Below are 26,025 nucleotides of genomic sequence, written 5' to 3' on the forward strand. Positions count from 1 at the left end.
CGATGCCATGGATTGTTCGCCATCCCTTATTCGCCCTGCTCTTGTCCGGCCTACTGCATTCTTGCCAGCCCCCTGGCTTGCGTGCTTACTTTGCGCTGCCCAGCGATGCGCGGTACTCCAGTGCATAGGCCAGCTTGCCGGCCTTTTTGCCATCAGCGGGCTTGGGCGTGGACAGGTCGGTATAGGTTGCCGTGCCAAAGGCTGCCATCTGTCCCATCTGTACTGCGTTGTAGCCCGAAGCTCCGATCATCTCCGAGGGATTTGCGGCCAGCATCAGGTTGGATGCATCCTTGATAGCCTGCATATAGCCGCCGTCGGAGCCGTTGCCCGCCTGGCTCAGGTTGTACTGGCTGAGTTTGAAGCTACGCGGCGAGGCCTGCAGCCATTCGCTCCAGTAGAACTCCAGAAACTCGGAAGGATTGACCGGCTTGTTGTAGCCCACTTCGCGGGTGAAGTAGACCAGCGAGCGGAAGGGGTCGTCCTTGAGGCCATTGGACAGGCCCAGCTGGCGCGGCAGATCGGCGGGGGTGATGGACGAGCCGTCAGGCAGCTTGAGCCAGACGAACTTGTTGGCGCGCATGGTGCGCCAGAAGCTGGCGTTGTTGGCGTCCTTGTAGTTGCCCTTGATCATCACCGGCATCTGCACCTGACCACCGGCCAGGCCGTTGGCCACATTGCCGTTGCTGTTGGGGGCTTCCCAGAGGCTGGTGAAGCTGTGATGTCCGTCGGTCAGGAAGAGCTGGCCTTTGGGGCCGACCACTGCTGTCTTCAGCAGGCTCTGGTAGTTGGCGACCTGGGCCTTGCAGGTGAAGCTGCTGCGGTCGTTGAGCTTGGAGTTGGCCGTGATGCCGTTCTTGGCCGTGGAATCCTGGCCGCTGTCCTCGCACAGGTCATCAAAGGCTTTTTGCCATTGCGTGGAGGCCACGCTGCCGGTCGCAGTGTGGGTGTAGCGACCTTGTTTGTAGTAGATCTGGTCGTAGCCGATAGCGGGCTGCGTGGGCAGTGCATCTGCCAGCGTAATCATGACCGGGTCGGTGCTGGCTGCGCTCTTGTCCAGATACTTGGGCAGCACTGCCTGCTCGGGCAAACGCTGGCATGCGCCCAGTGCGCTGGTGTCGGTATCTGCAGGGCCGCTGCTGCCTGCGTAGTAGAAGCTGTTGGCCGAGACCGGAAGCAGCGTGCGCGCCGCACCGTTGCCGCCGGCCCATTGGCCGCCGAACAGACCATTGGCCGCGCTGCCTGTGCCGGACGCCGCATTGGCGCTGAGCTTCAGATCGACGTCGATGGTGTCGGTCTGCAGCAGGCCGTTGCCGATGGAGACATAGTGGCGCATGCTGCGGCCCGTGCCTGCCTGCTCGGGATGTGTGCACAGCCATTCGCCATCCAGCGCCGTGGCGGCCACGGGGGCCGTGGCGGCAGACTGCAAGGTCCAGTTGCCCGAGGTGAAGCTGCCACCCGCAGCGGCGCTGTAGACATCGACGGATATGGCTGCGCCGTCGCTGCGCTTGCCCACCACGGCGCGGCCGATGCGCTGGCCGCCCAGCTCCAGCACCAGGGCGCCGGGATAGGTGGTCTGGTCGGGATCTACCGTCACGCGACCGGTGATGCCGTTGCTGCAGGTGTCGCTTGCGCCCTGGCCGGGGCAGACGCGCACAGCGCCATCATTGGCAATGCGCAACTGGCCCGCGCTGGCGCTGGGTGCGCCGGGCTTGCCAGAGGCGGAATACACAGCCTCATTGCGCAGATAGTTGTAGGTGCCGGCCAGTGCACTGATCTGTGCCGCCCCCTGGTTGGAGGCGGTGAGCACGCCCTGCAGCGATGTCGTCGATGTGGCCGAGGTGTCCAGCAGATTGGGCAAACCGCCAATGTTGCCGGTGACCAGTCCGGTTTCCGCTGCAAAGCGTAGGGTGACGTCGCTCAGACGACTCACCAGAGTGGCGGGGAGATTGCTGCCTGCCACAGCCTGGAATTTCTGGGCCAGGAACTGGCCGTTGGCATCCACGCTGTAGACGCTGGTGATGGCTCCGGCCAGACCAAAGCGCGAATCCACAAAGCGAAGTGTGATCTGCTGGGTGGTGCTGTCCAGACTCAAGGCCACGGTATCGCCAAAGCTCAGCGTGCCCAGGTAGCTGTTGCTGCCTGCAAGGGGCGCCAGTGCTGGAGCGGGTGCGGGCGCAGGAGCGGGCGCTGGTGCGGGGGCCGGGGCTGGTGATCCGTCGCCACCACCGCAGGCCGCGAGGGTTGCCGAGGCCGCAACAAGAACGGAGACTTGGGCGAGGCTGCGAAAGGCAGCGCCAGTTGGCATGGGAGGGTTGAGGCGCATGGAGGGGGCTTCAGGAAGAGTTGGTGGGGATATCGGTGCAAGCGCATCGATGTGTCTGCCGTGCAGAACTGCGCGGGGCGTTTGCGCTGCATTCTGTGAAACATCTGTGACGAAGCTGTGACATGAAGGCGGCGACAACAGCCTGTGCGCAACAGTGCGGTGCCGATGCACGGCACAATTGAGGTCTATGACGATTCATGTGGACGAATTTGCGGCAACGCCATCCCCCAAGCCAGTGCGTGATTCATCGCGTGAAGCAGTGCGCGAGCCAGCGCCACGCGTGGTGTCGGCAGGCAGCGCCTTCATGGGAGAGGATGCGTTGGAGAGGGCTCTGCGCCCCAAGCAGCTCGACGAATATGTGGGCCAGGCCAAGGCGCGCGAGCAGCTCGAGATCTTTATCAGCGCTGCCAAGAAGCGCAGCGAGGCGCTCGATCATGTGCTGTTGTTCGGCCCGCCGGGCCTTGGCAAGACCACGCTGTCCCACATCATCGCGGCGGAGCTGGGCGTGAACCTGCGCCAGACCAGCGGACCGGTGCTGGAAAAACCCAAGGATCTGGCGGCGCTGCTCACCAATCTCGAGCCCAACGATGTTCTGTTCATCGACGAGATTCACCGCCTGAGTCCGGTGGTCGAGGAAATCCTCTATCCGGCGCTGGAGGATTACCAGATCGACATCATGATCGGCGAAGGCCCGGCCGCGCGCTCCATCAAGCTTGACCTGCAGCCCTTCACGCTGGTGGGTGCGACCACGCGCGCCGGCATGCTCACCAATCCGCTGCGTGATCGCTTCGGCATCGTGGCGCGGCTGGAGTTCTACAGCTCAGAGGAGCTCTCGCGCATCGTCAAGCGCAGCGCGGGCTTGCTCAATGCGCCGATTGACGAGGAAGGCTGCTTCGAGATTGCGCGCCGCTCGCGCGGCACGCCGCGCATTGCCAACCGTCTACTGCGCCGCGTGCGCGACTATGCCGACGTCAAGGGCGACGGCCGCATCACGCGCGAGATTGCCGACAAGGCGCTGGCCATGCTCGATGTGGACCCTCAGGGCTTTGACATCATGGACCGCAAGCTGCTCGAGGCCGTGGTGCATCGCTTCGATGGCGGCCCGGTAGGCCTGGATAATATCGCCGCGAGTATCGGCGAGGAGTCGGGCACCATCGAGGATGTGATCGAGCCCTATCTGATCCAGCAGGGCTTTTTGCAGCGCACGCCGCGCGGGCGCATGGCCACGCAGGCTGCCTACCGCCATTTGGGCCTGCAGGCCCCCGCAGACGATTCGGCTGCGTAAGCGCTTCCGCTAAAACCGGCGTGGTCAAGAACTGGCACGGCCAAGGCTAGAGACGCCGAGCAAGAGCCGCCTCGCAGCGAGGGCGTCGTCCCCCTTGGGGGAAGCCGCGTAGCGGCTCAGGGGGTCAATTATTCTGCGGTCCGGCGTTCCAGAAGGCCTGCAGCACGCCGGGCAAGGCTTCGATCTGCGTGACCACCTGGTCCAGCTCCTCGGCATGCACGGCAGTGGCGAACAGCTCGGCCTCGATTTCGGTGTTGTGCGGCGGGATTTCGTGCTTTTCGACTGCGCGCACCGGGTAGTTGGCCGCCTCCAGCAGCTCCTGCATGCCCTCGCGTACATCGGCCTGGGCTTGCTGGCCGCAGATCACGTAGACATAGTAGGTAGCCTCGCTGGCATGCTCGGCCACAGGGTGGCGGTTGATGTAGTTGACCACGGGGCGCAGCAAGGTGTTGCTGGCCAGCACGAACAGGGTGGCAATGCCGGCTTCCGGCAGCAGACCCGCGCCCGCGCAGGCGCCCACGGCGGCCGATCCCCACAGCGTGGCGGCGGTGTTCAGTCCCGTGATGTTGGCGCCTTCCTTCATGATGGCGCCGGCGCCCAGAAAGCCCACGCCCGAGACTACATAGGAGATGACGCGCGTGGCGCCGTCCGCGCCCGAGACGCGCATGGCCAGGTCGACGAACACGGCCGCGCCCACGGCGACCAGGGTATTGGTGCGTAGGCCCGCCGTGCGCTGGCGTATCTGGCGCTCAAGGCCGATGATGCTGCCGCAGACAAAGGCCACGACAAGGCACAGCACCGTGTTCAGCGTGGCGAGCAGATTGAAGTTCTGTAGGGATTGCATGAAGTTCCGATTGTTATTGCTTATGGATAGGTATCTGGGTTCATGAAACATGCGGCCCGGGCTGGCGCGCCTGCCCCGCAGGGCAGATGCGAATCGGCACGGTGCTCACCAGCCGTACTTGCGGATATAGACGCGCTTGAGCAGCGTCGTGAGCACAGCATAGGCCAGCAATATGACGATGAGCCAGGGGAAATAGCCGAGTGGCAGGGCCTGGAGCTTGAAATTCTCGGCCAGCGGTCCCATGGGCAGGAAGATGCCTATGGCCATGATGGCCGCCGTGGCCGCCAGCAAAGGCCAGGAGGCACGGCTTTGCACAAACGGGATCTTCGGCGTGCGGATCATGTGCACGATCAGCGTCTGCGTCAGCAGTCCCACCACGAACCAGCCAGACTGGAACAGGCTTTGGCCTGCAGCTGTGCTGGCATGGAAGACGAACCACATCAGCGCGAAGGTGAGCACGTCGAATAGTGAACTGATGGGGCCGAAGAAGAGCATGAAGCGACCCAGGTCCTGAGGGTTCCAGCGCAGAGGCCGCGCGACCATTTCTTCGTCCACGTTATCGAAAGGAATGGCGATCTGCGACAGATCGTAGAGCAGGTTCTGCATCAGCAGCTGCATGGGCAGCATGGGCAGAAAGGGGATGAAGGCCGAGGCGATCAGCACCGAGAACACGTTGCCGAAATTGGAGCTGGCCGTCATGCGGATGTACTTGAGCATATTGCTGAAGGTGCGACGTCCTTCGAGCACGCCCTGCTCCAGCACCATCAGGCTTTTCTCGAGCAGGATGATGTCAGCCGCCTCGCGGGCGATGTCCACGCCGCTGTCGACGCTGATGCCGATATCGGCAGCGCGCAGCGCGGGCGCGTCGTTGATGCCGTCGCCCATGAAGCCCGTGACATGGCCGTTGGCGCGCAGCGCGTGCACGATGCGCTCCTTGTGAAGCGGCGTCAGGCGGGCGAACAGCAGGTGCGACTCCACGCAGCGGCGCAGCTGCTCCTCGTCCATGGCTTCGATGTCGTTGCCGACAATCGCCTCGTCCACCTGCAGGCCCACGTCGCGGCAGACCTTGCGTGCCACCAGCTCGTTGTCGCCCGTGAGCACCTTGACAGTCACACCGTGCTGCAGCAGCGCAGCAATGGCGGCCTGGGTGGATTCCTTGGGCGGATCGAGAAAGGCCACATAGCCGATCAGGGTCAGTTCGGACTCGTCGGCGATGCCGTAGGTGCTCTTGTCGGGTGGCACTTCCTTCATGGCCACGGCCACCACGCGCAGGCCCTCGCGGTTCAGACCTTCGGTGACGGCGCGCACCTGCTCGCGACGCTGTGGCGTCAGCGCCTGCACGGTCTCGCCGTCTGGCCCGCTGTCCCGGATATGTGTGCAGACCTGCAGGATTTCCTCGACAGCGCCCTTGCAGATCAGCTCATGGTGGTGATTGCGCTCGGCCACCACCACGGACATGCGCCGGCGCTGGAAGTCGAACGGAATTTCGTCGACCTTGCGGTAGTCCTCGTTGACATGCAGCCGCGTGTGCAGCTCCACATGCTCGAGCACGGCGCGGTCCAGCAGGTTCTTGAGCCCGGTCTGGTAGTAGCTGTTGAGGTAGGCGAACTGCAGCACCTCGTCGCTGGGACGGCCTTGTACATCGGTATGGCGCTCCAGCGCGATGCGGTCCTGCGTCAGCGTGCCGGTCTTGTCGGTGCACAGCACATCCATGGCGCCGAAGTTCTGGATCGCATCCAGGCGCTTGACCATCACCTTCTGGCGCGACAGCACCACGGCGCCCTTGGCCAGCGTGGAGGTGACGATCATGGGCAGCATTTCGGGCGTCAGGCCTACAGCTACCGATAACGCGAACAAAAAGGCCTCGCCCCAGTCGCCCTTGGTGTAGCCGTTGATGAACAGCACCACAGGTACCATCACGGCCGCGAAGCGGATCAGCAGCCAGCTGACGCTGTTCACGCCCTGCTCGAAGGCTGTGGCTGTGCGGTCCTGGTGGGTGATGCGCGCTGCCAGTGTGCCGAAATAGGTCTGGTTGCCGGTGGCGACGACCACGGCCATGGCCGAGCCCGAAACCACATTGGTGCCCATGAAGAGCAGGTTGCCGGCTTCCAGCAACTGGCCCGCCTGCAGGGCAGCCAGGGTGCGTGCATCCTTTTCCACGGGCAGCGATTCGCCCGTCATGGCTGCCTGGCTCACGAACAGGTCCTTGGCGGACAGCAGGCGGCAGTCGGCCGGGATCATGTCTCCGGCCGACAGGGCCACGATGTCTCCGGGCACCAACTCGCGCATGGGCAGCTCGGACAGCGAGGCGTCATGGCCGCCGCCGCTGTCGCGAAAGTCTGCGGCCTGTGCATCGCTGTTGCGGCGCACGGTGACGCGGTTGCTGACCAGAGCCTGCAGGCGTGCGGCGGCGCGCCGCGAGCGCCCTTCCTGGACAAAGCGCAGCAGCGTGGACAGCAGCACCATGCAGGCGATGACGATGGTGGCTTTTTCGTCCTCGGTGAGGTAGGAGACCACGGCCAGCAGCGTCAGCAGCAGGTTGAAGGGGTTGCGGTAGCAATGCCACAGGTGCTGCCATGCGGGCAACGGCTTTTCATGCGCGACCTCGTTGGGCCCATGGCGGAGCTGCCGCTGCTGGGCCTGCTCGGGGCTCAGGCCCCGGCTCGATGTGTCCAGCTGCTGCATCAGTGCAGCCACGGGGCTGCAGGCGGCGGATTGCAGGGCCTGTACCTGTGCCGGTGGCACGGTGACGGCGGTGGAGGGACCCCCTGCAGGCATCGGCCGGCGGTCGAAGAGGCCGGCCAGGCGGTGGCTGCGCAAAAAGGCCCGGAACAGGTTTTTGAGGATTTGCATCACGGCCTCCTGTCAGTGCAGTGTCCATGGCTTCTGCGCCTGGCTGGCGCGCAGTGGCTCGTCGAGGCGGCTGCGCTGCTCGCGGGTCAGCAGCGACAGCGCATCGGCGCGCTGGCGGGTGCTCAGATTGGCCATGGCACTGGCCATGAGGGGCGCGGCATGGCGATCGACCAGGTGGCGCAGCACATCGGTGCGGCGCTCGCTCAGTGCCGAGCTCACGGCATGGGTCAGGCCATGGTGGCGGGTGGTGTCATCGAGGCGGGAGGTGGGGCGGCTGCGTTGCAGCACGCGCAGCCAGGCGAGGCGTTGCATGGGCATACTCCTTGGGTGACCCGGGAGCTGCCCGCCGCTGCTACTGCATCAGGCGTCCAGCTCCGGGGTCGGGGTTCCGGTCCCTGCGTGCAGCCCTCAAGGTCACATGCAGGCCAATGGCTTGACAGCGCGCCGCACGGGGCGCGCTGCAAGATCGACTAGGGTCGGGATCCATACGTGTTCCTTGGTTGAGAGTAAGTGAAAAGCGGGCCGGAGTCGGCCCGAGACCGGGTTGTTCAGCGCACGCTGCGGTTGCTCAGATAGCTGCGGATGCGGTGCGTGGGCCAGCTGGTCAGGGCATCAAGCTCCAGCGTCCGTTCCAGCGCTTGCGGCAAGGCTGCCGGTGCGGCGGGCGCTGCCTGGGAAGGCGTGGCGCGGGCGCGCAGCAGCAGAGGGCGCAGCTGGTGCAGAGTGCGGGTCAGGCGATTGCTCATGGCGGTCTCCTCATCGGTTGAGGGAGCGGGCCAGGCGGCAGTGCGGCACAAGCGTTCCGGCGCGGCCACCAACCGGCGGGATGGCGACGCGAGAACTCAGTGATGGGCAGAGCTTGCGAGCTTGAGGCCACTATCCGTGCTGCGCACGGCAGGCCGCCCCGAACGTCGGGAAGCCAAACAGCAAGTTGCGAGGGGCGCGGGGCAAGGGATGCGGGGTGGTCGATGACGACTCCCGATCCGGGGGAGTCTGTCAGTCGGCCAGCTTCGCAGCCATTGCGGCGTGCGATAAATCACTGGTTGAACTGGCACTGTCCACGTGGGGACTCCTGAAATTGCGATCTGCCGATTATCGGCCGAGACCGGCCCCAGGGTCAACCCTAGGTGGCTTTCAGTTGCAATTGCGCCGGGGTCTGGCGGGTTGCGGGCTCGGTCCATTGCCGCACGCAACCCCAGACGATCAGGGCCTGCGCGGCGTAGTAGCTGCCGAGCACGCTCACTGCGGACCAGGGCAGCGGCTGCACAAAACGGTTGATGGCAAGGATGGAGTCGCTGAGCATGAAAAAGCTGGCGCCCAGGGCGCTAAGCAGTGCGGCGCGGCTGCGCAGTTGGCGATAGCGTCCCCAGGCCTGGGCCGCCATCAGGGCGATGACGCCGACATAGGCGGCCACGGGCAGGCGCAGGGCGGCAGGCAGGCCATGGGTCCAGAGAAAGACATACATGGCGGCGCCGATCGCAGCCACCAGCAGCAGTGCGCTGCGATCGGCAAACCAGGTCACATCGAGCTTGAACAGCGCAACGTAGCAGACATGGGCCAGCAAAAAGCTGACCAGACCGGGAATGAACAGACTGGTTGGCAGTTGTCCGTCCAGCATCAGGAAGACATCGCCTGACATTGAGAAAACAATCGCTGCCAGCAGCAGATGGACATGCCTTTTAGGAAGGTTTTGCATCGCTTTAGATGCCTGCATTGCGCAAGAAGCTATGCATATGAGAGCAAAAACCATGGTGGCAGGTTTGAACAGCCAATGCCATGCCTGCAGTCCCAGCGCCGCCGTGGCCGTGGCCAGTGCGCCGCTTTGCAGCATCAGTGCCAGCCACAGGCTGATGCGGCCCTGCATGGCAGCGCCCAAGGCCCATTGCCCGGTGAGCAGTACGCCGAACCAGATCAGGTTGGTGGCCAGTGGCGACTGGTCGGCATGCCAGAGAAAGATCGAGGTGCCCGCAATCAGCGCCGCGAACTGCAGGCCGGCAAACCAGCGCAGCGCCCGGCCCATGGGCGGGGCATAGATGATGCGGTGCTCGTCCAGATCGAAGGCGGGCTTGGGAAAGTGCTGCGCCACATCGGCCGGCCGCCAGCCCGGCGGCTTGAACCAGACGCGGACCTTGTCCAGCCAGCTGCGTGCATGCCAGCTGTCATGGGCCAGCTGGCGGTAGACGCTGAAGTTGGCCCAGAGCGGGTCCCAGCTCTTGAGCAGGCCGCGCGTGCCGTAGACGCAGGGCTCCTCGTCGTCCTCGGTCTTGTAAGTGCCGAAGAGCCGGTCCCAGATGATGAGGATGCCGCCGTAGTTGCGATCCAGATAGCGCTCGTTGACGGCATGGTGCACGCGGTGATTGCTGGGCGCGCAGAACCAGCGGTCAAACCAGCCCAGTTTCTTGACCTGTTCGGTATGCACCCAGAACTGGTAGAGCAGATCGATCAGCCCCACCACGGCAAACACCAGCGGCGGCACGCCGGCCAGGGCCATGGGCAGATAGAAGACCCAGCCCAGCAGTGCACCGGAGCTGGTCTGGCGCAGTGCGGTGGAGAGGTTGTAGGCCTGGCTTTGGTGGTGCACGGCATGGGCGGCCCAGAGCACGCCCACTTCGTGGCCCATGCGATGCAGCCAGTAGTAGCAGAGATCGTAGAACAGCAGGGCCAGCAACCAGCCCGGCAGGCTGAGCCAGAAGGCATCGGCCTCGATCAGCGCTAAGTGGCTGGCCACGGCGGTGTAGATGCCCAGCGTCAGCAGCTTGGTGAAGACGGCGCTGGTCTGGCTCAGGATGCCCAGGTTCAGCGAGCTGATGGCATCGGCCAGCGCGTAGGCATTGCGCCCGCGTCTGAGGCTGATGATCCACTCCACTGCAATCAGTGCGAAAAAGACCGGCGTGGCCAGAACGATGACTTGGCTGGGTGAGAGCATGGGCTCCGATTCTGGAGCGGCCCGGTGTGCTGCGGCTTGGCATGAACCCTAGCGCCCGGCGCTGCAGGCTTCATCAGGTTTCAAGGGTGAATCAGGATTGCTAAGTATTTCCAGTTATGGCAGTCAACAAGGTGCTCTGGGATAATCGGCGGCTTGCCCGTCCGCCGGAGGGCGCACTCAAATTTACCGGCCAGTACAGCGACGCTGCGACGCCGGGATGGGCCTGGAGCCGTCAGCCTGTCTGCTTTCTTGCTGCATGCCCATGTCCACATCCCGCCGCTCCTTTGTTGCCGCCGCCGCCTTGCTGGCTTCAGGTTTTACCGCGCCCGCCGTCTTCGCCGCCGCCGATGCCTGGCCCGCCACCAAGCCCATCACGCTGATCGTGCCGTTCAGCGCCGGTGGCAATGTGGACACCACGGCGCGCCTGATTGGTCAGAAGCTGGGCGAGCGCCTGCACCAGTCCATCGTGGTGGACAACGTGCCCGGCGCCGGCGGTGTGCTCGGGGTGAGCAAGGCCGTCAAGGCCCCGGCCGACGGCTACACCTTGCTCATGGGCTTTGACGGCCCCATCAGCATTGCCCAGTTGGTGAATTCCGCCGTCAAGTACGACGCCGAAAAGGATCTGACACCCGTGGGGCTGACCACCATCGCTCCCGTGGTCGCCGTGGCCCGCCCCGGCCTGCCGGCACACAATCTGAGCGAGTTGATTGCCCTGGCGCGTTCCAAGCCCGGCTCGCTGACCTATGCCACCTCGGGCGTGGGCACCATGCTGCATCTGGCCATGGAAATGCTGCAGGAGCGCGCCAAGATCAAGCTGGTGCATGTGCCCTACCGCGGCGGTGCCCAGATCACCAGCGACGTGATGGGCGGTCAGGTCGATGTGGGCATGCTCACCACCGTGAGCGCCGTGCCCATGATTCAGCAGAAAAAGCTCGAAGGTCTGGGCGTGACATCGGCCAAGCGCATCGATGCCATCCACGCCGTGCCCACCTTTGGCGAGACGGCCGAACTCAAGGGCTTTGACCTCAACACCTGGACAGGGCTGTTCGTGCCCGCCAAGACGCCTCAGGCCGTGGTCACGCGCCTGGCCACCGAGCTCGATGCCGTGCTCAAGATGCCCGATGTGCGCAAGCGCCTGGAAGATGGTGGCGCTACGCCCGGCTCCGGCACCCAGGCCAGCTTTGTCCAGTTCCTGAAGAAGGAAAAAGCCGGCTATGCCCAGATCGTGAAGTCGGCCAACATCCAGGCGGAATAAGCCATGGCCGCGCCTCTGAACCCGGTGCATGCCGAGATCCATCCGCCCGTGCTGCCCGAAGTGGCTGCTGTCGCGGAGGAGATGCTGACCCTGCGCCATGATCTGCATGCCCATCCCGAGTTGGCCTACGAAGAGCATCGCACCGGAGATATCGTGGCCGCCAGGCTGGCCGAATGGGGCTACGAGGTCCATCGCGGCCTGGGCGACACCGGCGTGGTGGGGACGCTGCGCTGCGGCGATCATCCGAATGGCAAGCACATCGGCAAACGTCTTGGCCTGCGCGCCGACATGGATGCGCTGCCGATCCGTGAAGCCACGGGCCTGTCCTATGCCAGTCGTCACGACGGCAAGATGCATGCCTGCGGCCACGACGGGCACACGGCCACGCTGCTGGCCGCAGCAAAGGTGCTGGCCGGGCGCAAGAACCAGCTCCAGGGCACGCTCCATCTGATCTTCCAGCCAGCCGAGGAAGGCCATGGCGGCGCGCAGAAGATGGTGGAGCAGGGGCTTTTCGAGCTGTTTCCCTGCGATGCGCTCTACGCGTTTCACAACGAGCCCGGCTATCCGGCGGGGCAGTTCGGCTTTCGCCCGGGCGTGATGTATTCCAGCTCGGACACAGCCATCATCACCATCCGCGGCAAGGGCGGCCATGGTGCCATGCCTCATGTGGCCGTGGACCCCATCGTCGTGGCCTCGCATCTGGTGCTGGCGCTGCAGACCATTCGTTCGCGCGAGATCGACCCCAACGACATGGCTGTGGTCACCATCGGTGCCATCCATGCGGGCGATGCGCCCAATGTGATTCCGGAAACCTGCGAACTGCGCGTGACCATCCGCGCGCGCTGCCCCGAGGTGCGCCAGCAGCTGCGCGAGCGCATCACAGCCATGGCCCATGCCCAGGCCGCCGTGCACCGCGCCACGGCCGAGGTGGACTACAAATGGCGCTATCCGCCCGTCATGAACGACAAGGCCGCGACGGAGTTAGCCGTCGAGGTGGCGCGCGAATTCCTGGGCGAGGAATGGCTGATTCCCGATCTGCAGCCGCTGCAGGCCAGCGACGACTTCGCCATCATGCTCAACCAGGTCCCCGGCAACTATTTCATCGTCGGCAACGGCATGGGCGAAGGCGGCTGCATGGTACACAACGCGGCCTATGACTTCAACGACAACCTGCTGCCCGTGACGGCCTCGTATTGGGTGAAGCTGGCCGAGAGCTATCTGCGCCGCGACTGAGTTTTGTATGAGTGAAATTGCATCCGTGGTCGATCTTTGCGGCCAGAACCTGCCCGGCTTCGACGCCACGACCGACTACTGGCAAGCCATCGTCACCGAGGCCGAGCTGACCCAGTCACCGCTGCCGCCCTATGCGAAGAGCTACCCGGCCAGACTGCCCGACGGTCGCTATCTGCTGCTGCCGCTGCGCGGCATGCCGACAGCCGATGGCTCGGCACCCGACCGCTGCGTGGCCTCCCTGATTGCCAACCAGGCCTCGATGGAGGTGGTGGAGCAGCTGGCGCTGCACATGGCGCAAGGCGCCGGGGCGCATGATTTCGACGTGGTCATAGGCCTGCCCACGTTGGGCCTGGCCTTCGCGCCGCTGGTGGCGCGCCACCTGGGCCGCAGCCGCTATGTGCCCTTGGGCTATTCGCGCAAATACTGGTATCGCGACGAGCTCTCCGAGCCCGTCAGCTCCATCACCACGCCGGGCAAGGGCAAGCTGCTCTATATCGACCCGAATCAGCTGGGCCTGATTGCCGGCAAGCGCGTGCTGGTGGTGGACGATGCCGTGAGTTCGGGCACGACCATGGTGTCCGGCCTCAAGCTGCTGGAGCGTTGCGGCGCCGAAGTGGCCGCCATTGCCGTGGCCATGCGCCAGGGCACGCAGTGGCAGCAAAAGCTGGTGCGTGCCGATGGCAGCGCCATCCCCGTGGTCGCGGCCTACGACTGCCCGCGCATGGAGCGCCGGGCCGACGGCTGGTGGCCTGAAGGCTCGTAGCAAGAGGACTGCTCGCGCGCATGGCGAAATGACGCAAATATCTAAGTCAAATCGTTCATAAGAAGCGTATTTTTTATTCGTTCTGTTTTCCTTCGGGCTTGCGTACTCTGCGCTTACGCATCCACGAAGGAAAACGTCATGACGAACAGACTTCCGAACAAGACCTCCTCGCGCTCGGTGGCCGTGAAAGCGCGCCTCGACTACCCCGTGATCGACACCGATGTGCATGTCAACGACTACACGCCGGCACTGGAGGACTATGTTCAGCACTACGGCGGCAGCGCCTTGGTGGATGCGCTGCGCAAGGCGCTGGGCGGGCGTTTCGCGACGCGCTCTGCCGAGGGCAGGGACTGGTACCAGCAAAGCCCCGAAGAGCGCCAGTACCACCGTACGCTGCGCTCGCCTTGGTGGGCCCGGGTGACGCGCAACACGCTGGATCTGGCTACCTACACCTTGCCCGATCTGCTCGCCGAGCGGCTTGAGGAGCAGGGGGCGGACTATTCGGTGCTGTTTCCCAACGATGTGCTGGCACCGGCTGGTGCGGGCTGCGAATTCCGTCAGCCGCTGCATCGTGCCATCAATCACTTTCATGCCGACCTGTATCGCAAGCATGCGCACCGGCTGACGCCCGTAGCGGGCATTCCGCTCAATACCCCGCAGGAAGGCATCGAGGAGCTGGAGTTCGCCGTGAAGACACTGGGGCTCAAGGTCATCAATATCGCGGGCGGGGTGCGCAGGCCTATTGCGGCGATTGCGGCCAAATACCCCAAGGCCGAGCACCCCGAGGTGGCACGTCACGCGAGCTACACCGACTTCTACGGCCTGGACAGCCCCTACGACTACGACCCCTTCTGGGCCAAGGTGGTGGAGTTGGGCGTGCCCGTCACCACGCACTACGGCAGCCAGGGCTGGACCGGGCGCCAGTCCATCAGCAACTACATGTTCAACCACATCGGCCACTTTGCCGATGGCTCGCAGGCCTTTGCCAAGGCCTTGTTCTTCGGCGGCGTGACGCGTCGCTTTCCGGGGCTACGCGTGGGCCTGCTCGAAGGCGGGGCCGATTGGGGCTCGCATGTGTACACGCATCTGGTGGATCGCTTTGAAAAGCGCAACCGCCATGCCGTGCAGAACTACAACCCTGCGCATGCCGATGTGGAGTTGCTGGCCGCGCTGTTCGAGCAATACGGCGCCGACCTCACCAAGAGCAGGCCGCTCAACAAAGAGACGCTGCTGCGCGACAGCCTGGGCATCTCGGCGCTGCCGCACAGCCGTGACCCGCTGGGCGACGAACTGGACGATTTCCTGGCCGCCGGCATAGAGAGCGTGGAGGACATCCGCGAGCGCTGGGTCAAACCCTTTTTCTTTGGTGCCGAGGCCGACGACCGCACCGTGGCCGCGGCCTTCAACACCCGGGTGAATCCGCTGGGCGCCAGGATCAACGCCATCTGGTCCTCGGATATCGGCCACTGGGACGTTCCCGATCTGACCGAACCACTGGCCGAGAGCTGGGATCTGGTGGAGCAGGGCGTCATCAGCGCGGAGGACTTCCGCGCGCTGGTGTTCGACAACGCCTACCGCTTCTACACCGAGGCCAGGCCCGACTTCTTCGCGGGCACCGACATCGCCAGCAAGCTGGCTGCGCGCTGAGCTGCCGCGATCTCTCCCTCTCCCGTTTTTTTCCCGTTCCGGCCCCAGAGGGCGGCGCGCCACAAGCGCGGCGCCGGGGCAAGCCTTTGCCTTTGAAAGACTGCAGATGACCCATTCCCTGATTTCCCGGCCCTGGGGCCGTCGTGCCGCCCTGGCGGCCCTGGGCTTGTTGTTTGGCGCCCTGGCCCACGCGGCGTCGCCCCAGGCCATACGCATCGGCGTAGCCACGGCGGGTGGCGGCGAGCCCATCAACTGGGGCGGCTCGCCCGGCGGCGTGGTGCGCGCCAACCAGTGGCTGGAAGAGGCTTTCAAGGACTCCGGCATCAAGGTGGAATGGCTGTTCTTCAAGGGTGCGGGACCGGCCGTGAACGAGGCGCTGTCGAACAAGCAGATCGACTTCGCCTATCAGGGCGACCTGCCCTCTATCGTGGGGCGCGCCAACGGACTCAGGACGCGGGTGCTGGTGACCAGCGGTGCACGCAACAATCTCTATGTGGTCGTGCCGCCGCAGTCGGGCATCCAGCGCATCGAGGAACTGAAGGACCGCAAGGTGGCGATCTTCCGTGGCACCAACGGCCATCTGGTGGCGATCAACGCGCTGCAAAGCGTGGGGCTGGCCGAGCGTGATCTGAAGGCCATCAACCTCGACACGGGAAGCGCCCAGGCGGCCCTGGTCTCCAACGGCGTGGATGCCTCGTTTGGCGGCTACGAGTGGTTCAAGATCCGCGACCAGGGTCTGGCCAGGGTGGTGTATTCCACCCAGGGCAAGGACCCTGCCCTGACACGCCAGGCGGCGCTGCTGGTGCGCGAGGAGTTCGAGAAGGAGCATCCCGAGCAGGTGCAGAAGGTGGTGAACCAGTTCGTGCGCGCATCCAACTGGGCTTCGGACGAGAAGAACCGCAGCGAGCTGTTCCAGCTCTGGGCACGAACGGGTACGCCTGCGGCCTCCTGGGAAGCGGAGTTCGACAAGCAGGCGCTGGCCGTGCGCAATTCGCCGTTGCTCGATGAGTTCATCGTGGCGCGCTACCGCTCCGTGGCCGAGGATGCGGCCAAGCTCAAGCTGATCCGCCGGCCGGTCTCGCTCGACGGCTGGTTCGAGCCACGCTATCTGCAGGCCGCACTCAAGCAGCAGGGGCTGGAAAAGCGCTGGACCGTGTTCGATGCCAAGGGCCAGGTCAAGGTCCGGGGGCAGAACCCTGATGCCAGCCCGGTGGCACTGCGTTGATGCCCATGGCCGATATCCTGATCGATACCGCTGCGGCGCCCCAGCGTCCTGCCGGCCCACCGCTCTGGCAGAGCCTGCTGCGCAGTGCCGAGCCTTTCTTCCTGCCTCTGGGTCTGCTGCTGCTCTGGGCCCTGGGCGCGGCGCGCGGCTGGATCTCGCCCCAGGTGCTGCCATCCCCCCAGTTCGTCTGGGAAACCCTGGCCGAGCTGGCCACGAATGGCGAGCTCTGGACCCATGCCGCAGCCAGCCTGCAGCGTGTGCTGGTGGGCTTTGTGGCGGGCAGTCTGCTGGGTCTGCTGCTGGGCGCGCTCATGGGGCTGTCGCGGTCCGTGGAAGCCTATCTGCTGCCCAGCTTCAATGCGCTGGTGCAGATTCCCGTTTTGGGCTGGATGCCTTTTGTGCTGCTGCTGGTGGGCATAGGCGAGCCGCTCAAGTACATCCTCATCGCCAAGGCCGCCCTGGTGCCCGTCACGCTGGCCACGCTGCAGGGTTTTCGGCAGGCGCCGCAGAACCTGCTGGAGGTGGGCAGCGTCTATGGCTACACGCGTCGTCAGCAGGTGCTGGAGATCGTGCTGCCCACGGCACTGCCCACGCTGTTCACGGGGCTGCGCCTGGGCTTCACCAAGGCCTGGCTGTCGCTGGTGGTGGTGGAACTGGTGGCATCGAGCGAAGGCCTGGGCTACCTCATCGTCTATGGGCGCCAGCTGTTCCAGCTCGATCTGGTCATGGCCGCCGTGATCATCGTCGGCGCTCTGGGCTATCTGATCGACCGCCTGCTCGATGCGGCCGAGGCGCGGCTGGCGGCGCGCAACGGCGTGCGCCCGGTCGTCGAGGGAGGTCTGCTGTGAGCACACCGAACACCCTGTCTTCCGTTACCGCGGTTACCGCGCGCTGGCGCGGCCTCGTGCTGCCTGTGGCGGCCGTGCTGCTGTGGGCGCTGGCGTCACACCTGCGCCTGGTCAACTCGGCGCTGCTGGTGTCGCCACTACAGGTGCTGGGCACAGGCCTGGATCTCGTCACCAGCGGTCAGCTCTGGCTGAATCTGCGGGCCAGCCTGCTGCGCGAGCTGACCGGCTTTGTCATCGGCAGCACGGGCGGTCTGGTGCTGGGCGGGTTGCTGGGGCTGTGGCCGCGCTTCGGCCGTCTCGTGGGGCCCAGTTTCAATACCTTCAAGCAGATCTCGCTGTTTGCCTGGATTCCGCTGATCTCGGTGTGGTTCGGGCTGGGCGATGTGGCCAAGGTGGTCTTTCTCTCGCTCGCGGCCCTGGTGCCCGTGGTGGTCAACACCGTGGACGGCATCCGTAGCACGCCTGCCTCGCTGCTGGAGGTGGCGCGCGTCTACGGCTACACGCGCTGGCAGACCACCTGGCATGTGGTGCTGCCTTCGGCGGCGCCCTCGATCTTCACCGGCATCTACCTGGCGCTGGTCTATTCGTGGCTGGCCACGATAGGGGCCGAATACCTGCTGGTGGCCGGGCGTGGCGTGGGCAATCTGCTCATCGAGGGCAGCGAGCATTTCCGCATGGATCTGGTGCTGTTCGGCATGGTCACCATCGGTTTCGTCGGCTGGCTCATGAATGCCGGTGCCCGTGCGCTCGAACGCGCCCTGGCGCGGCGGCTCGGGCGCTGAGCGTCTTCTCTCTTCTTTCCAGGAAAGCATCTTCCCTATGGCAACGACGACCGCGACAGACGATCTGCACATCCACGTCGCCTCCAAACAGTTCGACCATGCCCAGGCCGCCAGCGGCAGCCTGCAGGTGCTGCAGGACATCGACCTGCAGGTGCGGGCTGGCGAGTTCATCAGCATCGTGGGCGCCAGCGGCTGCGGCAAGTCCACGTTGCTGCGCCTGGTGCTGGGCATCGATGTGGACTACGAGGGCCATATCGCACTGGGCGACGAACGCATCACGGCGCCTGGCCTGGACCGGGGCATCGTCTTCCAGGATCACCGGCTGTTTCCCTGGCTCACGGTGGAGCAGAACATTGCCGTGGGTCTGCGCAACGCCGACCGCAGCGCGGCTGAAAAGCGCGAGCTGATCGCCGAGCACGTGGCGTTGGTGGGCCTGCAGGGCTTCGAGCAATCCTTTCCGCGCCAGATCTCGGGTGGCATGGCGCAGCGCGTGGCCATTGCGCGCGGCCTGGTCAACCGCCCGCGCGTGCTGCTGCTCGACGAGCCCTTCGGCGCGCTCGATGCGCTCACGCGCACGCGCCTGCAGGGCGAGCTGCAGCGCATCTGGCAGCACGAGCGCATCACCATGCTGCTGGTGACCCACGATGTGGAGGAAGCCGTCTTCCTCGGCGACCGTGTGGTGGTCATGCAGCCGCATCCTGGTCGCATCCGGCGCATTGCGCCCGTGGACCTGCCCCATCCGCGTAACCGCAGCGAGCCGGCCTTCCTGCGCATCCGCGATGCGCTGCTGGCCGACTTTCTGGGCCCCGAGCGGCGTGGCCCCAGCGATGTGCCGCCCCCGGCCGAGCCGCGCGCGGCGCACTGGCTGCCCCACGGCGGCCTGCGCTTTGCCTGGTGACTTTCCCCTTCATTGAAAGCCTCTCATGACCACACAGAAAAAGCAGATCAGGCTCGGTGCCTTCCTCATGCAGACCGGCCACCACATCGCAGGCTGGCGCCATCCCGGGGCGCAGGCCGATGCGGGCGTGAACTTTGGCCACTATGCGGCGCTGGCGCAGAAGGCGGAGGCCGCCAAGTTCGATGCGGTATTCCTGGCCGATGGCGTGGCGGTGCGCTCCGACAACGATCAGGCACTGGCCCGCATTGCACGCAGCGACCAGTTCGAGCCGCTGACCCTGCTGTCGGCTCTGGCCGCCGTGACGCAGCGCATCGGCCTGATCGCCACGGCCTCCACGAGCTACCACGAGCCCTACAACCTGGCGCGCAAGTTCGCGTCGCTCGACCAGATTTCGGGCGGCCGCGCGGGCTGGAACCTGGTGACTTCGGCCACCACGGCCGAGGCCCTGAACTTCAACCGCAGCGCGCAGGACGCGCATGGCGACCGCTACCGCCGTGCAGCCGAGTTCCATGACGTGGTCGTGGGCCTTTGGGACAGCTGGGAGGACGACGCCTTTGTGCGCGACAAGGAAAGCGGCATCTACCTCGATCCCGGCAAGCTCCATGCGCTGCACCACCAGGGCGCGCATTTCCAGGTGCGCGGCCCGCTCAATGTGGCGCGCTCGCCCCAGGGCAGGCCGGTGGTGGTGCAGGCCGGAGCCTCGGACGAGGGGCGCGAGCTGGCCGCGCGCACGGCCGAAGTCATCTTTGTGGCGCATCAGACCTTGGAGGAAGGTCAGCGCTTTTACCGCAGCATCAAGTCGCGCGTGCAGCACTACGGCCGCCACCCCGACGATGTGAAGATCATGCCCGGCATCTTCCCCGTCGTGGGCCGCAGCCAGGCCGAGGCTGAAGCCAAGTTCGAACAGCTGCAGTCGCTGATCGACCCGGTGGTCGGGCTGTCGCTGCTGGCGGGCATTGCCGGGGAGCTGGATCTCTCGGCCTATCCGCTGGACGGCCCTTTGCCGGAGCTGCCGCCCACCGAGGGGCCGCAGAGCCGCCAGCGCCTGCTCGTCGATCTGGCGCGGCGCGACGGCCTGAGCATTCGCCAGCTCTATCTGAAGATCGCCGGCGCGCGCGGCCACCAGCAGATCGTGGGCACGCCGCAAACCATTGCCGACCAGCTGCAGCAATGGTTTGAAGAGGGGGCGGCCGATGGCTTCAACATCATGGGGCCGTGGTTTCCGGGCGGGCTCGACGATTTCATCGAACTCGTGCTGCCCGAGCTGCGCCGGCGCGGCCTGTTCCGCACCGAGTACGAGGGCCGTACACTGCGCGAGCACCTGGGCCTGCAAAGGCCGGAGCATCCGCAAGCCTTGCGCCGGCTGCAGGCCTCGCGCAAGATCGCGGCCTGATGCCGTGCCATTTGGCAAATCTCTATCAATAGAAGAGCTGCTCGCGCTTTTCATGCATGAATTTGAGGTCATTTGTGCCTTGAAATCAATGCATGGAATGCGATGCAAGCTCTGTTTTGAATAGCGATCGAAGCCTCTATCAGGTCAGCGCACCGCGTCCGTCCACGGTAAAGATGCGCTCGACCACGCCCTTGAGGCGGCCGCCGCGCACGCCGATCAGATGATCGTGCAGATTGACCGTGGGGTCGCAGTGGCCGGGAATCAGCCACAGCGTCTCGCCGAGGGCGGGCAGCCAGCCGCTATGGTTGCCGGCCTGGGCATCGGGGTGCAGCACGCCATGCTCGTCGCCGCCGTTGGCAAAGCGCAGTGCGTTTTCGGGCGCCAGCGCATGCAGCCGGGGCAGGCCGGAGTCTATGGCATGGGCCTTGTGGCCGGCATCGCAGACGGCGTGATCGCTGCTGAGCGACATGACCTGGGTCTTGACGTAGAGCGCATGCTCGAACAGGGGCTGGGCCGCGTCGCGCTGGTTGGCCGCGTAGTCGGCGTCCATGAAGAGGAAGGAGCCGGGTTGGATTTCGCCATAGATGCCGCTGGCGGCCTCGTTGACCATGGTGCCTGTGCCGGCGCCCGTGATCAGCGGTATGGCCAGGCCGGCGCGGTCGAACTCGTGACGCGTGCGGTTGACGAGCTTGAGCACCTGCTCGATGGCTGCCTTGCGCTCCTCGGCGCCGCGCAGATGCTGGGCGCCGCCGTGATAGGCCTGCAGGCCTGCAAAGCGCAGCACGGGCTGGGCCGCAATCGCCTGTGCCAGCGCCAGGGCGGCTTCGCCGGGCTCTGCGCCGCAGCGGTTCTGGCCGACATTGATTTCCACCAGCACATCCATGGCCGCATCGCTTGCCTGCGCATCCTGCAGGGCTCGCGCCAGCCGCGTGATGCCTTCCTCGCAATCGACGGCCAGGGCCAGCCGGCCGCCCTGGGCATTCAGTGCCTTGGCCAGAGCCGCCACGCGCGCCAGCTTGGTCTGGGCGATGACTTCGTTGCTGATGAAGATATTCGTGATGCCGCCCTGGGCGAGGGCCTCGGCCTCGCTGACTTTCTGCACGCAGTGGCCGCAGGCGCCGGCATGCTCGAGCAGATGGGCGATATGCGCGCTCTTGTGCAGCTTGGCATGCGGGCGCCAGAGCACGCCATGCTGCTGGGCAAAGCGGGCCATGCGCTCGATATTGCGGTCCATGGCGTCCAGGTCTATGACCAGGGCGGGCGTGTCTATGCGTTTGACGGCCTGGCCGACCAGGGTCTGCAGATGCTCAGGAATGTGCTTCATCTCGGCTGCCTTGCTGAAGGTGTGCGGTATCTGCCCAGCCTACCAAAGACAGGCCGTCAGGCGTCCAGAGCAGGCGATTGATGGCGCAGTTGCTCAGCTCCCAGGTGCGGGGCGTCTGGAAGTCCTGGCGCGTGGCCAGGCGGTAGAGCACGTCCATCACGCCGCCATGGGCGACCAGCACGATCTGCTCGCCCTCGTGCTGGCGCGCAATCCGGTCCACCGTGGTGGAGATGCGTTCGCGCAAGGCCTGCAGCGAGTCGCCGCCGCCGGGCGGGGCATAGACCGGATTGCGCGTGCGCCAGAGCTGGGCGTCCTCGGGCTGGGTGGCTTCCACGTCCTTGAAGGTGCGGCCCTGGAAATCGCCGAAGCAGCGCTCGCGCAGACCGGTGGTGGCATGCAGCGGGGCGCCGGATGTGCGGGCAATCGCCTGCGCCGTGGCATGGGCGCGCTGCAGGTCGCTGCTGTAGATGGCGGCAATGCTCTCGTCGGCCAGCGCCTGGGCGGCCTGCTCGGCCTGCCACAGGCCGGTGTCGTTCAAGGGAATATCCAGATGCCCCTGGATGCGTCCATCGACGTTCCAGGTTGTCTCTCCGTGCCGGATGGCAATGATGCGCGTGGCGTGCATGTCTTGGCTCGTTCAGCGTAGGTTGTTTTCTTAGGCAGTCATTGTCTTGCAAACAAAGTCTGCCTGTACCCCGGTCTGTTGTTACAGACTTTTCGACGCTAGGCCTGCATCGAGGTGCCGCCGGCCAGAAAAAAGGCCTGCAACCACGGTTGCAGGCCTTTTGGGCATTGCAGCATCTGCGCTTCAAGCACCGGCTGCCATGTCTTTGGGTGTCAGATCAGCGACTTGGCATTGTCCAGCACAAAGTCGCAGGCCTTTTCCTTGAGGTTGCTCTTGACCTTGTCCAGGCTGAAGCTCTTGCCGTCGGCGCCCGTGACCATGCCCATCAGACCGTTCTGGTAGCCCTGATCCTTGGGCTCTTCCTTCTGGCCCAGTCCCAGCTTGCCCAGCAGCTGATTCTTGACCTGGGCGGCCTTGTCGGCGTTCAGGTAGTTGTTCTTCATGCAGTAGGTGAGGACACCGGCGGCATTGCTGGCCGTGCCGGAGCTCAGATTGCCCAGGCCCAGGGCCGACAGTGCCGAAGAGCCTCCGGAGCCGCCGAGCATGCCGCCCAGGCCCGAGGCGCTGGAGCTGCTCTCGGCCGCGCCGCCGCCCAACTGGCCGCGCAAGGCGTCGCCGAGACCGCCAGCATGGGCGCTGAAGGAGCCCGCGGCCACTGTGGCGCAAAGCAGGGTGGAGAGAGCAAATTTCTTCATGACTTCATCCTTTTCATGGCGAAGGCCCGGGCAGGAGGCCCCGGTTCAAGCCGAGTTGCACGTTAGCACGCGCCAGGCCCGGCAACTGTTGAAGATTGCAAATCAACGTGCAGGTGCCACGCTGGCCGGTGCCGCGGTGGCCGGGGCGGCTGGTGAAACCGATGCGGCGGGCTGTGCAGGAGCTGCCGGCGTGCCGCTGGCCGGCTGGGCTCCTGGCGGCTGGATGACGGTGCGCACATTGCGCTGGCCCTGCGGCGGCTTGGGGAAGCCCGTCAGCGCGGCATCAAACAGAATGCCGAAGATGGCCGGGTCGTCGGTCCATACATCCTGGCGCTGGGCCGAGGTTTCGTAGACGATCTGCTGGGTCTTGATGTCGCGCATGACGATGCTCACGGCGCGGTAATACTCCAGCGGCGGCTCGTTGAACATCATGTTTCCGCCAAAGCCCCAGCCTCGACCGTAGCCCCAGCCGCGGCCATAGCCCATGCCCCAGCCCCAGCGCGGACCCCAGTAGGGGTCGTAATAGGGCCAGCTCGCGTAGTCGCGCGCATAGCGGGCCATGGCGCTGATCTGCACCACCAGGCTGGCGCGCGAGTCATCGCGCGTCAGGCCGACGCGGGCCAGCGCATGCTGGGCCTGGGCTTCCACGGCCGCGAAGTTCACCTGGCCTTGCTGCGAGGGCAGGGTCTCCAGCCGGTAGGTGGCCGGCACAGGGATGGTGTTCAGTGCGGAAAAGCTCTGCACCGTGCTGTTGACCTCGCGCACCGTGCTGCAGCCGGCCAGCAGAGCCGTCGCAGTCAGGGCCACAAGGCCGATCCAGCGTAAGGAGGTTTTGCGCAGGTTCATGATGATTTCTCTGAAAACGACAAAGGCCCATGGGATGGGCCTTTGATTGGACTGCTGGGTCCGGTTTTAGTTCAAAAGTCCGTTCAGGACAGTTGTACCACTTGTACTCCGCCGGGCAGGGCGGCCATGGTTGGCAGCTCTTCATGGTCAAAGGCCATGTCGCCGTTGGGATCGGCAATGCCCGTGGCCTTGGCGTTCTTGAAGTCGTGCAACTGGGGGTCCATCATGTGCGTGGTGACGATGTTGCCCATGGCGCGGAACATGCTCTCGATGCGGCCGGGGAACTTCTTGTCCCACTCGCGCAGCATATTGCCCACGGCCACGCGCTGCAGGCCGTCCTGGCTGCCGCAGAGGTTGCAGGGAATGATGGGGAAGTTCTGGTACTGGGCCCAGCGCGTCGTGTCCTTCTCGGGCACATAGCACAGGGGGCGGATCACCACATGCTTGCCGTCATCGCTGACCAGCTTGGGCGGCATGCCCTTCATGCGGCCACCGTAGAACATATTGAGCATCATGGTCTGCACGATGTCGTCGCGGTGATGGCCCAGGGCCACCTTGGTGCAGCCCAGCTGGTCGGCCACCTTGTACAGAATGGCGCGGCGCAGACGCGAGCACAGACCGCAGGTGGTCTTGCCTTCGGGCACGACGCGCTTGACGACGCTGTAGGTGTCCTGGTTCTCGATGTGGTAGTCCACACCGATGCTCTGGAAGTACTCGGGCAGCACATGCTCGGGGAAGCCGGGCTGCTTCTGGTCCAGGTTCACGGCCACGATGTCGAACTTCACGGGCGCACGCTTTTGCAGCTTGCGCAGAATGTCGAGCAGGGTGTAGCTGTCCTTGCCGCCGGACATGCAGACCATGACCTTGTCGCCTTCCTCGATCATGTTGTAGTCGAGGATGGCTTTGCCCACTTCGCGGCACAGGCGCTTCTCGAGCTTGATCTGTTCGCGCTCGATCTTGATCTTGCCGGGCTTGGCGGCTTCTTCGCCGTTGGCGTTCTCTGCGGCCGCAGCATCGGCGGCTTCTGCCTCTTCGGCAATCCAGGGGTTGTCGTTTACTGCATTCATGGGGTTCACCATTGTCCGGTTTCGATGCGAATGGCTACTTCGCAGTCGTCAAAAATTTCCAGCTTCGCAATTTTCACACGCACGCCGCGCACGCCGGGCAGCTGCAGCAGGCGCTGGGCCAGCTTGCCGATCAGGCTCTCGAGCAGGTTCACATGCTCGGAGGTGCATTCGTCGATGATGATCTGGCGCACCTTGCGGTAGTCCAGCACATGGAGGATGTCGTCATCGCGCGGAGCCAGGGGTTGGGGGCCGAGATTGAGTTCGGCGTCGACCTGGATCGGCTGGGGCTCTTGTTTCTCATGCGCAAGAATCCCCAGGCTGGCGTCAAAGCGCAGGCCGGTGAGCGTGAGAATCTGTTGTCCGGAAGTGGAAGTCATGGGAAAGGGTGTGGCCTCGGTGGGCTCACATCATCGAAAAATCGCGCTCGAAGCGCTGTAAATGTTGGCCGCCGTCCACCAGCATGGTGGTGCCCGTCATGGAGCGGTTTTCCAGTGCAAAGCACACGGCGGCGGCAATGTCCTCGGGCGAGGAGGAGCGTCCCAGCGGGCTCATGGCGTGCAGGGCCTCGAACTTTTCCTGGCTCAGCATATGGCTGGTCAGTGTCAGGCCCGGTGCCACGCCCACCACGCGCACGCGCGGAGCCAGTGCCAGGGCCAGCATGGTGTTGGCGGCTTCCAGAGCCGCCTTGGAGAGGGTGTAGCTCAGGAAATCGGGGTTCTGGTTCCAGAGCTTCTGGTCCAGCACATTGACCACGGCGCCCTGGGCCGACTCTTCGCCTGCCGCCACGCGCTCCTGCACATGGGCGTGCAGAGCCTGGGACAGCAGGATGGGCGCGCCCGTGTTGCTGCGCAGATGCGCTTCCAGCGCCACATAGCTGAAGCTATGGGCATCGTCATGTTCGAACAGCGAGGCGTTATTGACCACGGCGTCGATGCGGCCAAAGCGCTCCACCACACGCGGCACCAGCGAGCGTACTGATTCCTCGTCAAAGAAATCAGCATCAAAAGCGGCGCTATCGCCCGACAGCTCTGCGCAGGAAGCTACGGTTTGCATAGCATGATCGCGGGAGTCGCGGTAGTGCACAGCCACTTGCCAGCCCGCGCGGGCCAGGGCCAGGGCCATGTCACGTCCAAGGCGACGGGCAGAACCGGTCACCAATACTGTGCGTGGTCGAGCGGGTGAGGACATTCGTG

General features: G+C 65.0%; 23 protein-coding genes. 10 read left to right on the plus strand and 13 right to left on the minus strand.

Going from position 1 to position 26,025, the window contains the following annotated elements; translation table 11 throughout:
* Positions 1-85: 85 nt before the first annotated feature.
* Positions 86-2,323: a ParB/Srx family N-terminal domain-containing protein gene (locus tag F3J24_RS06980; protein WP_167003999.1), complete on the minus strand. Its 2,238-nt coding sequence runs from the start codon at positions 2,321-2,323 to the stop codon at positions 86-88.
* 187 nt (positions 2,324-2,510) lie between these two features.
* On the opposite strand from F3J24_RS06980, the gene ruvB reads away from it, so the two are divergent.
* Positions 2,511-3,608, plus strand: coding sequence for a Holliday junction branch migration DNA helicase RuvB (gene ruvB / locus F3J24_RS06985; RefSeq protein ID WP_167004002.1), 1,098 nt, complete (start codon positions 2,511-2,513; stop codon positions 3,606-3,608).
* Between the two features lie 124 nt (positions 3,609-3,732).
* Here the strand turns inward: ruvB and F3J24_RS06990 are convergent, their stop codons facing one another.
* From F3J24_RS06990 to F3J24_RS07010, 5 genes are all read right to left on the minus strand, one after another.
* On the minus strand, positions 3,733-4,452 hold the full coding sequence (locus F3J24_RS06990) for an MgtC/SapB family protein (protein WP_003050868.1): 720 nt from the start codon (positions 4,450-4,452) through the stop codon (positions 3,733-3,735).
* Positions 4,453-4,557: 105 nt separating this feature from the next.
* Positions 4,558-7,305: a magnesium-translocating P-type ATPase gene (gene mgtA / locus F3J24_RS06995; RefSeq protein ID WP_167004005.1), complete on the minus strand. Its 2,748-nt coding sequence runs from the start codon at positions 7,303-7,305 to the stop codon at positions 4,558-4,560.
* 12 nt (positions 7,306-7,317) lie between these two features.
* Positions 7,318-7,617, minus strand: a complete 300-nt coding sequence (locus F3J24_RS07000) for a hypothetical protein (protein ID WP_167004009.1) — start codon at positions 7,615-7,617, stop codon at positions 7,318-7,320.
* A gap of 236 nt (positions 7,618-7,853) precedes the next feature.
* Positions 7,854-8,051, minus strand: coding sequence for a hypothetical protein (locus F3J24_RS07005; RefSeq protein ID WP_167004012.1), 198 nt, complete (start codon positions 8,049-8,051; stop codon positions 7,854-7,856).
* Between the two features lie 377 nt (positions 8,052-8,428).
* Positions 8,429-10,231: a lysoplasmalogenase family protein gene (locus F3J24_RS07010; RefSeq protein WP_167004016.1), complete on the minus strand. Its 1,803-nt coding sequence runs from the start codon at positions 10,229-10,231 to the stop codon at positions 8,429-8,431.
* A 262-nt stretch (positions 10,232-10,493) separates the two neighbouring features.
* On the opposite strand from F3J24_RS07010, the gene F3J24_RS07015 reads away from it, so the two are divergent.
* The 9 genes from F3J24_RS07015 (at position 10,494) to F3J24_RS07055 (ending at position 20,275) form a co-directional block, all read left to right on the plus strand.
* The gene (locus F3J24_RS07015) at positions 10,494-11,486 is read left to right on the plus strand and encodes a tripartite tricarboxylate transporter substrate binding protein (protein ID WP_205244651.1); all 993 of its coding nucleotides are present in this window, start codon (positions 10,494-10,496) and stop codon (positions 11,484-11,486) included.
* Positions 11,487-11,489: 3 nt separating this feature from the next.
* Positions 11,490-12,719, plus strand: coding sequence for a M20 aminoacylase family protein (locus F3J24_RS07020; protein ID WP_167004021.1), 1,230 nt, complete (start codon positions 11,490-11,492; stop codon positions 12,717-12,719).
* 7 nt (positions 12,720-12,726) lie between these two features.
* Positions 12,727-13,482 carry a phosphoribosyltransferase gene (locus F3J24_RS07025; protein ID WP_167004024.1) on the plus strand — a complete coding sequence of 252 codons (756 nt, stop codon included), beginning with the start codon at positions 12,727-12,729 and terminating at the stop codon, positions 13,480-13,482.
* Positions 13,483-13,620: 138 nt separating this feature from the next.
* Positions 13,621-15,129, plus strand: coding sequence for an amidohydrolase family protein (locus F3J24_RS07030; RefSeq protein ID WP_167004027.1), 1,509 nt, complete (start codon positions 13,621-13,623; stop codon positions 15,127-15,129).
* A gap of 106 nt (positions 15,130-15,235) precedes the next feature.
* Positions 15,236-16,354 (plus strand): ABC transporter substrate-binding protein, encoded by a 1,119-nt coding sequence (locus tag F3J24_RS07035; RefSeq protein WP_167004030.1) that lies wholly within the window; start codon positions 15,236-15,238, stop codon positions 16,352-16,354.
* On the plus strand, positions 16,354-17,202 hold the full coding sequence (locus F3J24_RS07040; RefSeq protein WP_167004034.1) for an ABC transporter permease: 849 nt from the start codon (positions 16,354-16,356) through the stop codon (positions 17,200-17,202). The genes F3J24_RS07035 and F3J24_RS07040 overlap by 1 nt, the downstream gene beginning before the upstream one ends.
* On the plus strand, positions 17,199-17,984 hold the full coding sequence (locus F3J24_RS07045; RefSeq protein ID WP_167004037.1) for an ABC transporter permease: 786 nt from the start codon (positions 17,199-17,201) through the stop codon (positions 17,982-17,984). Before F3J24_RS07040 ends, F3J24_RS07045 begins: the two co-directional genes overlap by 4 nt.
* 37 nt (positions 17,985-18,021) lie before the next feature.
* Complete coding sequence (locus F3J24_RS07050; protein ID WP_167004040.1) at positions 18,022-18,882, plus strand: ABC transporter ATP-binding protein; 861 nt, start codon at positions 18,022-18,024, stop codon at positions 18,880-18,882.
* 25 nt (positions 18,883-18,907) lie between these two features.
* A complete protein-coding gene (locus tag F3J24_RS07055) occupies positions 18,908-20,275 on the plus strand; it encodes an LLM class flavin-dependent oxidoreductase (RefSeq protein WP_167004043.1) in 1,368 nt (455 codons plus the stop codon).
* A 139-nt stretch (positions 20,276-20,414) separates the two neighbouring features.
* Here F3J24_RS07055 and F3J24_RS07060 read toward each other — a convergent pair whose 3' ends face one another.
* The 7 genes from F3J24_RS07060 to F3J24_RS07090 form a co-directional block, all read right to left on the minus strand.
* Entirely contained in the window at positions 20,415-21,599 is a 1,185-nt protein-coding gene (locus F3J24_RS07060; protein WP_167004046.1) for a DSD1 family PLP-dependent enzyme, read from the minus strand.
* Positions 21,583-22,224 carry a histidine phosphatase family protein gene (locus F3J24_RS07065; RefSeq protein ID WP_167004051.1) on the minus strand — a complete coding sequence of 214 codons (642 nt, stop codon included), beginning with the start codon at positions 22,222-22,224 and terminating at the stop codon, positions 21,583-21,585. Before F3J24_RS07065 ends, F3J24_RS07060 begins: the two co-directional genes overlap by 17 nt.
* Positions 22,225-22,436: 212 nt before the next feature.
* Positions 22,437-22,919, minus strand: a complete 483-nt coding sequence (locus F3J24_RS07070) for a DUF2501 domain-containing protein (RefSeq protein WP_167004053.1) — start codon at positions 22,917-22,919, stop codon at positions 22,437-22,439.
* Between the two features lie 102 nt (positions 22,920-23,021).
* Positions 23,022-23,765: a DUF4136 domain-containing protein gene (locus F3J24_RS07075; RefSeq protein ID WP_167004056.1), complete on the minus strand. Its 744-nt coding sequence runs from the start codon at positions 23,763-23,765 to the stop codon at positions 23,022-23,024.
* Between the two features lie 83 nt (positions 23,766-23,848).
* Positions 23,849-24,844 (minus strand): tRNA 2-thiocytidine(32) synthetase TtcA, encoded by a 996-nt coding sequence (gene ttcA / locus F3J24_RS07080; protein ID WP_167004059.1) that lies wholly within the window; start codon positions 24,842-24,844, stop codon positions 23,849-23,851.
* The gene (locus F3J24_RS07085) at positions 24,838-25,209 is read right to left on the minus strand and encodes a dihydroneopterin aldolase (RefSeq protein WP_003050921.1); all 372 of its coding nucleotides are present in this window, start codon (positions 25,207-25,209) and stop codon (positions 24,838-24,840) included. Before F3J24_RS07085 ends, ttcA begins: the two co-directional genes overlap by 7 nt.
* A 25-nt stretch (positions 25,210-25,234) precedes the next feature.
* Positions 25,235-26,020 (minus strand): SDR family oxidoreductase, encoded by a 786-nt coding sequence (locus F3J24_RS07090; RefSeq protein WP_167004062.1) that lies wholly within the window; start codon positions 26,018-26,020, stop codon positions 25,235-25,237.
* Positions 26,021-26,025: the final 5 nt, after the last annotated feature.

It is taken from the genome of Comamonas sp. Tr-654, from assembly GCF_011752915.1.
Lineage (GTDB): Bacteria > Pseudomonadota > Gammaproteobacteria > Burkholderiales > Burkholderiaceae_C > Comamonas.

What these genes read in the sequence shown, in the direction of transcription:
- F3J24_RS06980 (WP_167003999.1), bottom strand. Translation starts at nt 2,323, where the DNA reads ATGCGCCTCAACCCTCCCATGCCAACTGGCGCTGCCTTTCGCAGCCTC.
- ruvB (WP_167004002.1), top strand. Translation starts at nt 2,511, where the DNA reads ATGACGATTCATGTGGACGAATTTGCGGCAACGCCATCCCCCAAGCCA.
- F3J24_RS06990 (WP_003050868.1), bottom strand. Translation starts at nt 4,452, where the DNA reads ATGCAATCCCTACAGAACTTCAATCTGCTCGCCACGCTGAACACGGTG.
- mgtA (WP_167004005.1), bottom strand. Translation starts at nt 7,305, where the DNA reads ATGCAAATCCTCAAAAACCTGTTCCGGGCCTTTTTGCGCAGCCACCGC.
- F3J24_RS07000 (WP_167004009.1), bottom strand. Translation starts at nt 7,617, where the DNA reads ATGCAACGCCTCGCCTGGCTGCGCGTGCTGCAACGCAGCCGCCCCACC.
- F3J24_RS07005 (WP_167004012.1), bottom strand. Translation starts at nt 8,051, where the DNA reads ATGAGCAATCGCCTGACCCGCACTCTGCACCAGCTGCGCCCTCTGCTG.
- F3J24_RS07010 (WP_167004016.1), bottom strand. Translation starts at nt 10,231, where the DNA reads ATGCTCTCACCCAGCCAAGTCATCGTTCTGGCCACGCCGGTCTTTTTC.
- F3J24_RS07015 (WP_205244651.1), top strand. Translation starts at nt 10,494, where the DNA reads ATGTCCACATCCCGCCGCTCCTTTGTTGCCGCCGCCGCCTTGCTGGCT.
- F3J24_RS07020 (WP_167004021.1), top strand. Translation starts at nt 11,490, where the DNA reads ATGGCCGCGCCTCTGAACCCGGTGCATGCCGAGATCCATCCGCCCGTG.
- F3J24_RS07025 (WP_167004024.1), top strand. Translation starts at nt 12,727, where the DNA reads ATGAGTGAAATTGCATCCGTGGTCGATCTTTGCGGCCAGAACCTGCCC.
- F3J24_RS07030 (WP_167004027.1), top strand. Translation starts at nt 13,621, where the DNA reads ATGACGAACAGACTTCCGAACAAGACCTCCTCGCGCTCGGTGGCCGTG.
- F3J24_RS07035 (WP_167004030.1), top strand. Translation starts at nt 15,236, where the DNA reads ATGACCCATTCCCTGATTTCCCGGCCCTGGGGCCGTCGTGCCGCCCTG.
- F3J24_RS07040 (WP_167004034.1), top strand. Translation starts at nt 16,354, where the DNA reads ATGCCCATGGCCGATATCCTGATCGATACCGCTGCGGCGCCCCAGCGT.
- F3J24_RS07050 (WP_167004040.1), top strand. Translation starts at nt 18,022, where the DNA reads ATGGCAACGACGACCGCGACAGACGATCTGCACATCCACGTCGCCTCC.
- F3J24_RS07055 (WP_167004043.1), top strand. Translation starts at nt 18,908, where the DNA reads ATGACCACACAGAAAAAGCAGATCAGGCTCGGTGCCTTCCTCATGCAG.
- F3J24_RS07060 (WP_167004046.1), bottom strand. Translation starts at nt 21,599, where the DNA reads ATGAAGCACATTCCTGAGCATCTGCAGACCCTGGTCGGCCAGGCCGTC.
- F3J24_RS07065 (WP_167004051.1), bottom strand. Translation starts at nt 22,224, where the DNA reads ATGCACGCCACGCGCATCATTGCCATCCGGCACGGAGAGACAACCTGG.
- F3J24_RS07070 (WP_167004053.1), bottom strand. Translation starts at nt 22,919, where the DNA reads ATGAAGAAATTTGCTCTCTCCACCCTGCTTTGCGCCACAGTGGCCGCG.
- F3J24_RS07075 (WP_167004056.1), bottom strand. Translation starts at nt 23,765, where the DNA reads ATGAACCTGCGCAAAACCTCCTTACGCTGGATCGGCCTTGTGGCCCTG.
- ttcA (WP_167004059.1), bottom strand. Translation starts at nt 24,844, where the DNA reads ATGGTGAACCCCATGAATGCAGTAAACGACAACCCCTGGATTGCCGAA.
- F3J24_RS07085 (WP_003050921.1), bottom strand. Translation starts at nt 25,209, where the DNA reads ATGACTTCCACTTCCGGACAACAGATTCTCACGCTCACCGGCCTGCGC.
- F3J24_RS07090 (WP_167004062.1), bottom strand. Translation starts at nt 26,020, where the DNA reads ATGTCCTCACCCGCTCGACCACGCACAGTATTGGTGACCGGTTCTGCC.